This is a genomic window from Streptomyces sp. NPDC088254, from assembly GCF_044740925.1.
GTDB lineage: Bacteria > Actinomycetota > Actinomycetes > Streptomycetales > Streptomycetaceae > Streptomyces.
This window is the reverse complement of record NZ_JBIURQ010000008.1, coordinates 71,261-83,825: the sequence shown is the minus strand read 5'-3', so window position 1 is coordinate 83,825 and position 12,565 is coordinate 71,261. Positions and strand designations below refer to the sequence as shown.

General features: G+C 74.0%; 11 protein-coding genes. 10 read left to right on the top strand and 1 reads right to left on the bottom strand.

What is annotated here, in order from left to right:
• Nucleotides 1–45: 45 nt before the first annotated feature.
• From ACIOC0_RS23345 to ACIOC0_RS23310, 8 genes are all read left to right on the top strand, one after another.
• On the top strand, nucleotides 46–1,152 hold the full coding sequence (locus ACIOC0_RS23345; protein ID WP_402157267.1) for a quinone-dependent dihydroorotate dehydrogenase: 1,107 nt from the start codon (nucleotides 46–48) through the stop codon (nucleotides 1,150–1,152).
• Complete coding sequence (pyrF, locus tag ACIOC0_RS23340) at nucleotides 1,149–2,000, top strand: orotidine-5'-phosphate decarboxylase (protein ID WP_389039819.1); 852 nt, start codon at nucleotides 1,149–1,151, stop codon at nucleotides 1,998–2,000. Before ACIOC0_RS23345 ends, pyrF begins: the two co-directional genes overlap by 4 nt.
• Before the next feature lie 278 nt (nucleotides 2,001–2,278).
• Nucleotides 2,279–2,602, top strand: a complete 324-nt coding sequence (locus ACIOC0_RS23335) for an integration host factor (RefSeq protein ID WP_130444535.1) — start codon at nucleotides 2,279–2,281, stop codon at nucleotides 2,600–2,602.
• Nucleotides 2,603–2,662: 60 nt separating this feature from the next.
• The gene (gene gmk / locus ACIOC0_RS23330; protein ID WP_402157265.1) at nucleotides 2,663–3,256 is read left to right on the top strand and encodes a guanylate kinase; all 594 of its coding nucleotides are present in this window, start codon (nucleotides 2,663–2,665) and stop codon (nucleotides 3,254–3,256) included.
• 50 nt (nucleotides 3,257–3,306) lie between these two features.
• Nucleotides 3,307–3,579 (top strand): DNA-directed RNA polymerase subunit omega, encoded by a 273-nt coding sequence (rpoZ, locus tag ACIOC0_RS23325; RefSeq protein ID WP_003977348.1) that lies wholly within the window; start codon nucleotides 3,307–3,309, stop codon nucleotides 3,577–3,579.
• Between the two features lie 159 nt (nucleotides 3,580–3,738).
• On the top strand, nucleotides 3,739–4,941 hold the full coding sequence (coaBC, locus tag ACIOC0_RS23320; protein ID WP_402157263.1) for a bifunctional phosphopantothenoylcysteine decarboxylase/phosphopantothenate--cysteine ligase CoaBC: 1,203 nt from the start codon (nucleotides 3,739–3,741) through the stop codon (nucleotides 4,939–4,941).
• 262 nt (nucleotides 4,942–5,203) lie between these two features.
• Nucleotides 5,204–6,412, top strand: coding sequence for a methionine adenosyltransferase (metK, locus tag ACIOC0_RS23315; protein WP_351097332.1), 1,209 nt, complete (start codon nucleotides 5,204–5,206; stop codon nucleotides 6,410–6,412).
• A gap of 130 nt (nucleotides 6,413–6,542) precedes the next feature.
• A complete protein-coding gene (locus ACIOC0_RS23310) occupies nucleotides 6,543–8,729 on the top strand; it encodes a primosomal protein N' (protein ID WP_402157261.1) in 2,187 nt (728 codons plus the stop codon).
• Between the two features lie 425 nt (nucleotides 8,730–9,154).
• On the opposite strand, the gene ACIOC0_RS23305 is transcribed toward ACIOC0_RS23310, so the two are convergent.
• Nucleotides 9,155–9,700: a hypothetical protein gene (locus ACIOC0_RS23305; protein WP_130444544.1), complete on the bottom strand. Its 546-nt coding sequence runs from the start codon at nucleotides 9,698–9,700 to the stop codon at nucleotides 9,155–9,157.
• Nucleotides 9,701–10,025: 325 nt separating this feature from the next.
• Here ACIOC0_RS23305 and fmt point away from each other — a divergent pair, with 325 nt between their 5' ends.
• Together fmt and ACIOC0_RS23295 are read left to right on the top strand one after the other, a co-directional pair.
• Nucleotides 10,026–10,958: a methionyl-tRNA formyltransferase gene (gene fmt, locus ACIOC0_RS23300; RefSeq protein WP_402157259.1), complete on the top strand. Its 933-nt coding sequence runs from the start codon at nucleotides 10,026–10,028 to the stop codon at nucleotides 10,956–10,958.
• A 124-nt stretch (nucleotides 10,959–11,082) separates the two neighbouring features.
• A complete protein-coding gene (locus ACIOC0_RS23295) occupies nucleotides 11,083–12,507 on the top strand; it encodes an RsmB/NOP family class I SAM-dependent RNA methyltransferase (protein ID WP_402157258.1) in 1,425 nt (474 codons plus the stop codon).
• Nucleotides 12,508–12,565 lie beyond the last annotated feature (58 nt).

The window sequence follows — 12,565 nt, the reverse complement described above, 5'->3', positions numbered from 1 at the left end:
GGAAACGGTGTCCCCCTCGTCATGAGGGCTCTTCATGAGGGAATCATGTACAAGATCTTCTTCACTCTCGTCTTCGCGCGGATGGACCCCGAGCGGGCCCACCACCTCGCCTTCCGCTGGATCGGCCTCGCCGCCCGCGTCCCCGTCCTGCGCACCTTCGTCGCCGCCGCGCTCGCGCCCCGCCACCGGGAGCTGCGCACCGAGGCCTTCGGACTGCGCATGCACGGCCCCTTCGGGCTCGCCGCCGGCTTCGACAAGAACGCGGTCGCGATCGACGGCATGGCGATGCTCGGCTTCGACCACGTCGAGATCGGCACGGTCACCGGTGAGGCGCAGCCGGGCAACCCCAGGAAGCGGCTGTTCCGGCTGGTGTCCGACCGTGCGCTGATCAACCGCATGGGCTTCAACAACGAGGGCTCGCTGGCCGTCGCCGCCCGCCTCGCCTCCCGCGAGCCGGTCTTCAAGACGGTCGTGGGCGTCAACATCGGCAAGACCAAGGTCGTCCCCGAGGAGGAGGCCGTCGGGGACTACGTGAAGTCGACCGAGCGTCTCGCGCCGTACGCCGACTACCTGGTCGTCAACGTCTCCTCGCCCAACACCCCCGGACTGCGCAACCTCCAGGCCACCGAGGCCCTGCGCCCCCTGCTGAGCGCCGTGCGCGAGGCCGCCGACCGCACGGTGACCACCCGCCGGGTGCCGCTGCTGGTGAAGATCGCCCCGGACCTCGCCGACGAGGACGTCGACGCGGTCGCCGACCTCGCCGTGGAACTCGGCCTGGACGGCATCATCGCCACCAACACCACCATCGCGCGCGAGGGCCTGGGACTGACCTCAGCTCCCGCGCTGGTCAAGGAGACCGGCGGCCTGTCCGGCGCTCCGCTCAAGGCACGCTCCCTGGAGGTGCTGCGCCGCCTCTACGCGCGCGTGGGCGACCGGATCACTCTGGTGGGCGTCGGGGGCGTCGAGAACGCCGAGGACGCCTGGCAGCGCATCCTCGCCGGCGCCACGCTCGTCCAGGGCTACAGCGCCTTCGTCTACGAGGGGCCCTTCTGGGGCCGCGCGATCCACAAGGGGCTCGCGGCCCGGCTGCGCACCAGCCCCTACGCCACGCTGGCCGACGCGGTCGGCGCCGACGTCAGGAGGACGGTATGACCCTGGAGCCCTTCGGCGCGCGGCTGCGCCGGGCCATGGACGAGCGCGGCCCGCTGTGCGTCGGCATCGACCCGCACGCCTCCCTGCTCGCCGAGTGGGGCCTGAACGACGACGTCGCCGGGCTGGAGCGGTTCAGCCGGACGGTGGTCGAGGCGCTGGCCGGCCGGGTCGCCGTCCTGAAGCCGCAGGCCGCCTTCTTCGAACGTTTCGGCTCGCGCGGCGTCGCCGTGCTGGAGAAGTCGGTGGAGGAGGCGCGGGCGGCCGGCGCGCTGGTCGTGATGGACGCCAAGCGCGGCGACATCGGCTCGACCATGGCCGCCTACGCCGAGGCCTTCCTGCACAAGGACGCGCCGCTGTTCTCCGACGCCCTCACCGTCTCGCCGTACCTCGGCTACGGCTCGCTCTCGCCGGCGGTGGCGATGGCGCGGGAGAGCGGCGCCGGACTGTTCGTGCTGGCGCTGACCTCCAACCCGGAGGGCCGGGAGGTGCAGCACGCGGTGCGTGTGGAGGACCACGCCGGCCGGAACGTGGGTGCGACGATGCTGGCGCACCTGGCCGCCGAGAACGCGGGGGAGGAGCCCCTCGGCTCCTTCGGCGCGGTCGTCGGCGCCACGCTGGGCGACCTGTCCGCGTACGACCTCGATGTCAACGGCCCGCTGCTCGCGCCCGGCATCGGGGCGCAGGGGGCGACGCCGGCCGATCTGCCGCGGGTCTTCCGCGGGGCGGTGCGCAACGTCGTCCCGAACGTCAGCCGCGGTGTGCTGCGCCACGGGCCCGACGTGGTCGCGCTGCGTGACGTCGCGGAACGGTTCGCACAGGAGATCCGCGCCGCCGTGACGGCCGTCTGAGCCTCCTCGGCCGTCCGACCGGGGGCTCGGTCGGACGGCCCGCCGGGGCCGTGAGTCTGAATACAGCCCCGAATCCGGGACATTATGTCCCGAATGTCCGTCCTGGCGGAGGCTGACCAGGACTTTTCCTTGGTTCTCGCTGACTCCGGCGGAGTTGGCCGCTAGTCTCCGACGGAGAGTGAACGGGCGAGCGTGTTGCTCGTCGCTCACCAGGTGTGGGGCGACTAGGTTCCTCACCGGTCCGTATCCGACAGTTCGACATCCGAGGTGACGTAGGCGTGGCTCTTCCGCCCCTTACCCCCGAACAGCGCGCAGCCGCGCTCGAAAAGGCCGCCGCGGCTCGCCGGGAGCGGGCCGAGGTCAAGAATCGACTCAAGCACTCCGGCGCCTCCCTTCACGAGGTCATCAAGCAGGGCCAGGAGAACGACGTCATCGGCAAGATGAAGGTCTCCGCCCTGCTCGAGTCGCTCCCCGGCGTGGGCAAGGTCCGCGCCAAGCAGATCATGGAGCGTCTCGGCATCTCCGAGAGCCGCCGCGTGCGCGGTCTCGGCTCCAACCAGATCGCCTCCCTGGAGCGCGAGTTCGGCGAGACCGCCAAGTGAGTCCCGGGTGCTTCGGGAGGACCGTCCCGGGCACCGCGTGACAACTGGAATAATCGCTGCATGGCTGCAACACCCCGGGGGACGTCCCCCGTACCCCCGGACGCACGTCCGCGGCTGACCGTGCTCTCCGGCCCCTCCGGGGTCGGCAAGAGCACGGTCGTCGCGCATATGCGCAAGGAGCACCCCGAGCTCTGGCTCTCGGTGTCGGCGACGACCCGCAAGCCGCGCCCCGGCGAGCGGCACGGCGTCCACTACTTCTTCGTCACCGAAGACGAGATGGACAAGCTGATCGCCAACGGCGAGCTGCTGGAGTGGGCCGAGTTCGCCGGCAACCGCTACGGCACCCCCCGGGCCGCCGTGCTGGAGCGGCTGGAGGCAGGCGAGCCCGTGCTCCTGGAGATCGACCTCCAGGGCGCCCGGCAGGTCCGCGAGTCCATGCCCGAGGCCCAGCTGGTCTTCCTGGCCCCTCCCTCCTGGGAGGAGCTGGTCCGCCGGCTCACCGGCCGGGGCACCGAGCCGCCCGAGGTGATCGCACGCCGGCTGGACGCGGCGAAGATCGAACTCGCGGCCGAACCCGAGTTCGACGAGACCCTGGTCAACACCTCCGTCGAGGATGTGGCGCGTGAGCTGCTAGCCTTGACGGATGGCGTGTGATCGCGAATGTGATCACCGTTCCTCGTTTCCCATCCATCGGAAGGTAGAGCGTGTCCTCTTCCATCTCCGCGCCCGAGGGCATCATCAACCCGCCGATCGACGAGCTCCTCGAGGCCACCGACTCGAAGTACAGCCTCGTGATCTACGCGGCCAAGCGGGCCCGCCAGATCAACGCGTACTACTCGCAGCTCGGCGAGGGCCTCCTCGAGTACGTCGGTCCGCTCGTCGACACCCACGTCCACGAGAAGCCGCTCTCGATCGCCCTTCGCGAGATCAACGCGGGCCTGCTGACCTCCGAGGCCATCGAAGGCCCGGCTCAGTAGTATTTTCAGCTCGCAGTAGGTTTTTCCACAGGCCCGGCAGTCGTCTCTGCCGGGCCTGTGGTCTGCTCGGGGGAGGCGGGGGTCAGCCCCCGCCGTGATGGCAGCATGGACCCGCACGCCGGAGCCACGGCGTGCGGGCGCCGAGTCCGGGGAGAGACGGTGGACAAGCCGAAGGTCGTACTGGGAGTCAGTGGTGGCATCGCCGCCTACAAGGCGTGTGAGCTGCTGCGCAGACTGACGGAGTCCGGCCATGACGTCCGGGTCGTGCCCACCGCCTCCGCGCTGCACTTCGTGGGCGCCGCCACCTGGTCCGCCCTCTCGGGCAACCCCGTCTCCACCGAGGTCTGGGACGACGTCCACGAGGTCCCGCACGTCCGCATCGGCCAGCACGCCGACCTGGTCGTCGTCGCCCCCGCCACCGCGGACACACTCGCCAGGGCCGCCCACGGCCTCGCCGACGACCTGCTGACCAACACCCTGCTCACGGCCCGCTGCCCGGTCGTCTTCGCGCCCGCTATGCACACCGAGATGTGGGAGCACCCGGCCACCCAGGAGAACGTGGCGACGCTGCGCCGCCGCGGCGCCGTCGTCGTCGAACCGGCCGTCGGCCGCCTCACCGGCGTCGACACCGGCAAGGGGCGGCTGCCCGACCCGGCCGAGATCTTCGAGGTCTGCCGGCGCGTCCTCGCCCGGGGGGTGCGGGAGCCCGACCTCGCCGGACGGCACGTCGTCGTCAGCGCCGGCGGCACCCGCGAGCCCCTCGATCCCGTGCGCTTCCTCGGCAACCGCTCTTCCGGCAAGCAGGGCTACGCCCTCGCCCGCACCGCCGCTGCCCGTGGCGCCCGGGTCACCCTGGTCGCGGCGAACACCGCCCTGCCCGACCCGGCGGGCGTCGACGTCGTGCACGTCGACACGGCCGTGCACCTGCGCGAGGCCGTCCTGAAGGCCGCCGCGGACGCCGACGCGGTCGTCATGGCGGCGGCCGTCGCCGACTTCCGCCCGGCGGCCTACCGGGCCGGCAAGATCAAGAAGAAGGACGGCCAGGAACCCGACCCGATCGTCCTGGTGCGCAACCCCGACGTCCTCGCGGAGGTCTCCGCCGAGCGCGCCCGCCCCGGCCAGGTCGTCGTCGGCTTCGCCGCCGAGACGGACGACGTCCTGGCCAACGGCCGGGCCAAGCTGCGCCGCAAGGGGTGCGATCTGCTCGTGGTGAACGAGGTGGGGGAGCGCAAGACCTTCGGCGCCGAGGAGAACGAGGCGGTCGTGCTGGGCGCCGACGGCAGCGAGACGCCCGTGCCGCACGGCCCGAAGGAAGCCCTCGCCGACACGGTGTGGGACCTGGTGGCGCGACGCCTCGGGTGAATCCCCAAGTGAATCTTCCCGCCGCCGCCGCATGGCCCCACCGTCGGTGGGAACCTTCGTGATCGGGGCGTGCCCCCCTGGCCAAGGGCGTACCGCATTGTGCAGAATGCGCGTGCCGCAGGTCACAGTGCTCCCGAGAGGCGAGACACCAGGACCGACGGACGAGCCAGACCGATAAACTGATTCTCGGACGACGCCGGGCGCAGCCCCCGACGTGTCCGCCTATGATCAGCCAGCAGCCGCTGCAACCCCAGGGAGCGTTGTGTCCCGTCGCCTGTTCACCTCGGAGTCCGTGACCGAGGGTCACCCCGACAAGATCGCTGACCAGATCAGCGACACCATTCTCGACGCGCTTCTGCGCGAGGACCCGACCTCCCGGGTCGCGGTCGAGACCCTGATCACGACCGGTCTGGTACACGTGGCCGGTGAGGTCACCACCCAGGCCTACGCGCCGATCCCCCAGCTCGTCCGGGAGAAGATCCTCGAGATCGGCTACGACTCCTCCAAGAAGGGCTTCGACGGCGCCTCCTGCGGCGTCTCGGTGTCCATCGGTGCGCAGTCCCCCGACATCGCCCAGGGCGTCGACACGGCGTACGAGTCCCGCGTCGAGGGCGACGAGGACGAGCTGGACCGTCAGGGCGCCGGCGACCAGGGCCTGATGTTCGGCTACGCGTCCGACGAGACGCCCACGCTGATGCCGCTGCCGATCTTCCTGGCGCACCGCCTGTCCAAGCGCCTGTCGGACGTCCGCAAGAACGGGACCATCCCCTACCTGCGCCCCGACGGCAAGACCCAGGTCACCATCGAGTACGACGGCGACAAGGCGGTCCGCCTGGACACGGTCGTCGTCTCCTCGCAGCACGCGTCCGACATCGACCTGGACTCGCTGCTCACGCCGGACATCCGCGAGTTCGTCGTGGAGCCGGAGCTGCAGGCGCTCCTCGGTGAGGGCATCAAGCTCGACACCGAGAACTACCGTCTGCTGGTCAACCCCACCGGCCGCTTCGAGATCGGCGGCCCGATGGGCGACGCCGGCCTGACCGGCCGCAAGATCATCATCGACACCTACGGCGGCTTCGCCCGGCACGGCGGCGGCGCCTTCTCCGGCAAGGACCCGTCCAAGGTCGACCGCTCGGCCGCCTACGCGATGCGCTGGGTCGCCAAGAACGTGGTCGCCGCCGGTCTCGCCTCGCGCTGCGAGGTCCAGGTCGCCTACGCGATCGGCAAGGCCGAGCCGGTCGGTCTCTTCGTCGAGACCTTCGGCACGCACACCATCGAGCCCGAGAAGATCGAGAAGGCCATCGACGAGGTCTTCGACCTCCGCCCGGCCGCGATCATCCGCGACCTCGACCTGCTGCGCCCGATCTACGCCCAGACCGCCGCGTACGGCCACTTCGGCCGTGAGCTTCCCGAGTTCACCTGGGAGCGCACGGACCGCGTGGACGCGCTGCGCGAGGCCGCGGGTCTGTAACACGGGAGGCGGGGCCCTCGGGTCCTGGCCGCTTCCGACCGACGCACGAGGCCCGGTCCCCTTCGAGGGGGCCGGGCCTCGACGCGTGCAGGGGCCGTGGTTGTCGGTGCCGTTTGGTAAGAATGCAAGCGTGAGCAGCGACAACGGGCAGGGGGGCGGCGGGGCCGGGGAGGCCGCGGCGCCGGAGCAGCTCGCGCTGATCCGGGAGAGCGTGCGCAAGGCGAAGGCGCCCCGGGCGAAGCCGCGGACCTGGCGGGGGGCCGCGCTGGCGGGGGAGTTGCCGGTCGCGCGGGTCCTCGTCGACAAGGGTGTGCTGCATCTCGACCGCTACTTCGACTATGCGGTGCCGGCCGAGCTGGACGCCGAGGCGCAGCCGGGGGTGCGGGTGCGGGTGCGGTTCGGCGCCGGGCGGGGGCGGGTGCGCGAGGGGCGGCGCGAGGGCGGTGGGCTCATCGACGGTTTCCTCGTCGAGCGGCTGGCCGCGTCCGACTACTCCGGCCCGCTGGCGGCCCTCGCCCAGGTGGTGTCGCCCGAGCCGGTGCTGAGCCCGGAACTGCTCGGGCTGGCGCGGGCCGTCGCCGACCGGTACGCGGGGAGCCTCGCCGACGTGCTGCAGCTCGCGGTGCCCCCGCGCAGCGCCAAGGCGGAACAGCAGCCCTCGCCCGCGCCGCTGCCGCCGCCGAGGAGCCCCGGGACGGGCACCTGGGCGCGCTACGAGCACGGGCCCGCGTTCCTGGAGGCGCTCGCCTCGGGCGCGTCCCCACGGGCCGTGTGGAACGCCCTGCCCGGACCCGAGTGGGGCGAGGAGCTCGCGCGGGCCGTCGCCGCGACGCTGGCCTCCGGGCGCGGCGCCCTCGTCGTCGTGCCGGACGGGCGTGCCGCCGCGCGGGTGGACGCCGCGCTCACCGCCCTGCTGGGCGAGGGGCGGCACGCGCTGCTGACCGCCGACGCCGGGCCGCAGAAGCGGTACCGGGAGTGGCTCGCCGTGCGACGCGGGGCCGTACGGGCCGTCGTCGGGACGCGGGCCGCCATGTTCGCCCCCGTGCGCGATCTCGGGCTGGTGGCCGTCTGGGACGACGGCGACGACAGCCACAGCGAGCAGCACGCTCCGCAGCCGCACGCCCGCGATGTGCTGATGCTGCGCGCCGCGCAGGACAAGTGCGGTTTCCTGATGGGGGGTTGGAGCTGCACCGTGGAGGGAGCCCAGCTCGTCGAGAGCGGGTGGGCGCGGCCCCTGGCTGCGGGGCGGGAGCAGGTGCGGAGTGCGGCTCCGCTGGTGCGGACGGTGGGCGATCAGGACCTCGCCCGGGACGAGGCCGCGCGCGCCGCCCGGCTGCCGACGCTCGCCTGGCAGGCCGTGCGGGAGGGGTTGCGGCACGGGCCGGTGCTGGTGCAGGTGCCGCGCCGGGGGTATGTGCCGCGGCTGGCGTGCGCGGACTGCCGGGCACCGGCGCGCTGCGGGCACTGTTCGGGGCCGCTCGAGGCGCGGGACGGCGGCACCGCCCTGGCGTGCGGCTGGTGCGGGCGTGAGGAGGGTGCGTGGCACTGCCCGGAGTGCGGGGGGTTCCGGATGCGGGCCCAGGTCGTGGGGGCGCGGCGGACCGCCGAGGAGCTGGGGCGGGCGTTCCCGGCGGTGCCGGTGCGCACCTCGGGGCGGGAGCATGTGCTGGACACCGTGCCGGGGGCGCCGGCGCTCGTGGTGAGCACGCCGGGCGCGGAACCCGTCGCCGAGGGCGGGTACGCGGCCGCGCTGCTGTTGGACGGCTGGGCCATGCTGGGGCGGCCCGACCTGCGGGCCGGGGAGGACGCGCTGCGGCGCTGGATCGCGGCGGCCTCGCTGGTGCGGCCGCAGGGGGACGGGGGGACGGTGGTCGTCGTCGCCGAGCCGACGCTGCGGCCCGTGCAGGCGCTGGTGCGGTGGGACCCGGTCGGCCACGCCGTGCGGGAGCTGGCCGAGCGGGCCGAGCTGGGCTTCCCGCCGGTGTCGCGGATGGCGTCGGTGACGGGGGCGGGTGAGGCGGTCGCGGCGTTCCTGGGCGCGGTGGAGCTGCCGCGGGAGGCGGAGGTGCTGGGGCCCGTTCCCGTGCCGCCCACTCCGGCGGGCCGACCGCGCCGCCCCGGCGCGCCGCCGCCGGGCGAACACTGGGAACGGGCGCTGATCCGTGTCCCACCCGGTCGCGGAGCCGCACTGGCCGCAGCGCTGAAGACCGCCCAGGCGGCCCGCATGGCCCGCAGCGGGGGCACGGGCGGCCCGACCGCGGGAAGCGGCGCGGGCACCCCCGTGTGGGTGCGGATCGACCCGCCGGACATCGGGTGAGGGGCGGGTTCCCGGCGGCCGGGATGCCCCGCGTTGTCGGCGGGCGGCGTGGGCTACGCGGGCCCGGGAAGCCGCTGCCCGGTCGGTCACGTCGGTCACGTCGGCCCTGCGGCCGCGGGCACTTCGCTGGGGGGTGCGGATCGACCCGCCGGACATCGGCTGAGGGGCGGGTTCCCGGCGGCCGGGATGCCCCGCGTTGTCGGCCGGGTGGCCTCGGTCGAGCGGGCCGGACGTTCATGCTTCGTCGGGCGGTCACTTCGGCCGCGGGCGTCCCGGGGTGGGGTGCGGATCGACCCGCCGGACATGGGCGAGGACGCGTGACGGCGTCGGGGCCATCCGGTGGCCGCCGGGGCCGAGTGGCTCCGAGCGGGGAGACGGGCTGCCCTCTCGCAGGGCGAGAGGGCAGGGGGTGGCGGGGTGGGGCGTCAGCCGTTGCGGGGGCCGGGGAAGGCCGTCGGGCGGACCTCCTCGCGCAGGGACGGGCTGCCCGCCGTCGGCTGGGTCGGCATGGACCGGGCCGCCGGCACGGTCGGGACCGCGGCGATCCCGGCGCCCACGTTCACCGTGCGGCCGCCCGTGGGCTCCGGCGCCCGCTCGGGCTCCGCGGCGGCGGTCTGGGCGGCGGCACGGCGTGCGCCGTAGCGGCGGTGGACCGCCTGCTTCGTGACGCCGAGCGCGGAGCCCACCGCGTCCCACGAGAAGCCGAGCGAACGGTCGAAGTCCACCGCCGCGGTCACCAGCGTCTCCACGCTGTCCCGCAGCTCCTGGGCGAGGCGGACCGTGGGGGCGGGGGCGCGTCCGTAGACGACGAAGCCCGTGGAGGGGCCGGAGCGGCGCGGTCGGTAGACGTTGCCCAGCTGGGCGGTGAGGGTGCGGAGCGCGTCCACCTGTCGGCGGACCCGCTCGATGTCCCGTACCAGCAAGTGCAGGCTGGCCCGGGCCTGGGCGTCGTGGGTTGCGTGGTCGGCCATGAACAAGCCTCTCGAACCGGCGATGAGGAGAAAGGGGCGGGCCGCGGTGGGGCGCGGTCCGGTGTGGTCAACTCTTTCTTGACCAACGCGGGTTCGCTCCGCTGGTCACGGTGTGGGGGCGTATGGGCATATGCGTACGCCCCCTGCGCGGGGTGCGCGCGACCGATGGCGGGCAGGCGTACCTCTCCTGCCTCCGGGCGGTCGCCGGCGGAAGCAAGGCCTCCGGCACACGGCATCCCGTACTCGCCTTCCGGCTGTGCGCCCGAGCCCCAATAAACTTGGGCGTTGCCCGCCGTCCGACCCGTCCGAGAGGCCCGTCCCACCCATGAAGCTCGTCTTCGCCGGCACCCCCGAGGTCGCCGTCCCCGCCCTGGACGCCCTGATCGCCTCCGGGCGGCACGAGGTGGCCGCCGTCGTCACGCGGCCCGACGCCCCGGCCGGGCGGGGACGGCGGCTGGTCGCCTCCCCGGTGGCCCAGCGGGCCGAGGAGGCCGGCATCGAGGTGCTCAAGCCGGCCAGGCCGAAGGAGCCGGAGTTCCTGGAGCGGCTCAGGGCGATCGCGCCGGACTGCTGTCCCGTCGTCGCCTACGGCGCGCTGCTGCCCAAGGCGGCCCTCGACATCCCGGCGCACGGCTGGGTCAACCTGCACTTCTCGCTGCTGCCGGCGTGGCGGGGGGCCGCGCCCGTGCAGCACGCCGTCATGGCGGGGGACGAGATCACCGGCGCCTCCACGTTCCTCATCGAGGAGGGGCTGGACTCGGGGCCCGTCTACGGGACGGTGACGGAGGAGGTCCGCGCCACCGACACCAGCGGGGACCTGCTGACCCGGCTCGCCTACGCGGGCGCCGGTCTCCTCGCGGCGACGATGGACGGAATCGAGGACGCCACCCTGAAGGCCGTGCCGCAGCCGCAGGACGGCGTCACCCTCGCCCCGAAGATCACCGTGGAGGACGCGCGGGTCGACTGGGCCGCGCCAGCGCTGCGCGTCGACCGGGTCGTGCGGGGCTGCACGCCCGCTCCGGGCGCCTGGACGACGTTCCGGGGCGAGCGGCTGAAGCTGATCCAGGTGCGTCCGGTCCCGGGCCGCGACGACATCGCCCCCGGCGCGCTCGCCGTAGGCAAGAACAGCGTCCACGTCGGCACCGGCTCGTACGCCGTCGAGCTGCTGTGGGTCCAGGCCCAGGGCAAGAAGCCGATGAGCGCGGCGGACTGGGCCCGCGGAGCCCGCATCACGGAGGGCGAGCACGTAGGCGGCTGAGGCCCGGGCCCGACGGGCAGGGGCGCCGCCCCGGCTTCTGCGGGCCCCGGCCCGCGGTCCGGGCCCGACGGGTGCCGCGTACGCTGAGGGAGTCTGGTTCACCTTCACCCGGAGCACCTTTTTCGTGAGCGATCAGCCCCGCCGTTCCCGGCCCCGTACCACCGGCAAGCCCTACCGCCGGCCTCAGAAGGACCCCGTCCGCATCCTCGCGTTCGAGGCGCTGCGGGCCGTGGACGAGCGGGACGCGTACGCCAACCTCGTGCTGCCGCCGCTGCTGCGCAAGGCGCGCGAGAGCGGGGACTTCGACGGGCGGGACGCCGCGCTGGCCACCGAGCTGGTGTACGGGACGCTGCGGCGGCAGGGGACGTACGACGCCGTGATCGCCGCGTGCGTCGACCGGCCGCTCAGGGAGGTCGACCCGCCGGTGCTGGACGTGCTCAGCCTCGGCGCGCACCAGCTGCTCGGCACCCGCATCCCGACCCACGCCGCGGTCTCCGCCTCCGTCGAGCTCGCGCGGGTCGTGCTCGGGGACGGGCGGGCCAAGTTCGTCAACGCCGTGCTCCGCAAGGTGGCGCAGCACGACCTCGACACGTGGCTGGAGCAGGTCGCCCCGTCCTACGACGACGACCCCGAGGACCATCTCGCCGTCGTCCACTCGCACCCGAGGTGGGTCGTCTCCGCGCTGTGGGACTCCCTCGGCGGCGGCCGCAACGGCATCGAGGACCTGCTGGAGGCCGACAACGAGCGGCCCGAGGTGACGCTGGTCGCCCGGCCCGGCCGGTCCACCGTGGACGAGCTGCTGCGCGAGGAGGCTGCGGTGCCGGGCCGCTGGTCGCCGTACGCCGTGCGGCTCACCGAGGGCGGCGAGCCGGGGGCCGTCGACGCCGTGCGGGAGGGGCGGGCCGGCGTGCAGGACGAGGGCAGCCAGCTCGTCGCCCTCGCGCTCGCCGCCGCCCCGCTGGAGGGACGCGACGAGCGCTGGCTCGACGGTTGCGCCGGACCCGGCGGCAAGGCCGCGCTGCTGGCGGCCCTCGCGGCCGAGCGCGGCGCGCTGCTCCTCGCCTCCGAGAAGCAGCCGCACCGGGCGGGCCTGGTGGCGAAGGCCCTGGACGGCAACCCGGGCCCGTACCAGGTCATCGCGGCCGACGGGACCCGCCCGCCGTGGCGGCCCGGCTCCTTCGACCGGGTGCTGATGGACGTGCCCTGCACCGGGCTCGGTGCCCTGCGCCGCCGGCCCGAGGCGCGGTGGCGGCGCCGGCCGGAAGACCTGGAGGGCTTCGCGCCCCTCCAGCGGGGGCTGCTGCGCTCCGCGCTGGAGTCCGTGCGCGTCGGCGGCGTCGTCGGCTACGCCACCTGCTCGCCGCACCTCGCCGAAACCCGCGCAGTCGTCGCCGACATCCTCAAGCAGCACCCCGGGGCCGAGCTGATCGACGCCCGTCCCCTGCTCCCGGACGTACCGGCCCTCGGCGACGGCCCCGACGTCCAGCTCTGGCCCCACATGCACGGCACGGACGCCATGTACCTGGCGATCCTCCGCCGCACCGCCTGACGCCGGACGGGGACCTGCCCGGGGCCCGCGACCGGCCCCACGGGGACCAGCCACCGGA

Bases quoted from the DNA above. Each gene is read 5' to 3' on its own strand.
- ACIOC0_RS23345 (WP_402157267.1), top strand. From the start codon at position 46: ATGTACAAGATCTTCTTCACTCTCGTCTTCGCGCGGATGGACCCCGAG.
- pyrF (WP_389039819.1), top strand. From the start codon at position 1,149: ATGACCCTGGAGCCCTTCGGCGCGCGGCTGCGCCGGGCCATGGACGAG.
- gmk (WP_402157265.1), top strand. From the start codon at position 2,663: ATGGCTGCAACACCCCGGGGGACGTCCCCCGTACCCCCGGACGCACGT.
- ACIOC0_RS23305 (WP_130444544.1), bottom strand. From the start codon at position 9,700: ATGGCCGACCACGCAACCCACGACGCCCAGGCCCGGGCCAGCCTGCAC.
- fmt (WP_402157259.1), top strand. From the start codon at position 10,026: ATGAAGCTCGTCTTCGCCGGCACCCCCGAGGTCGCCGTCCCCGCCCTG.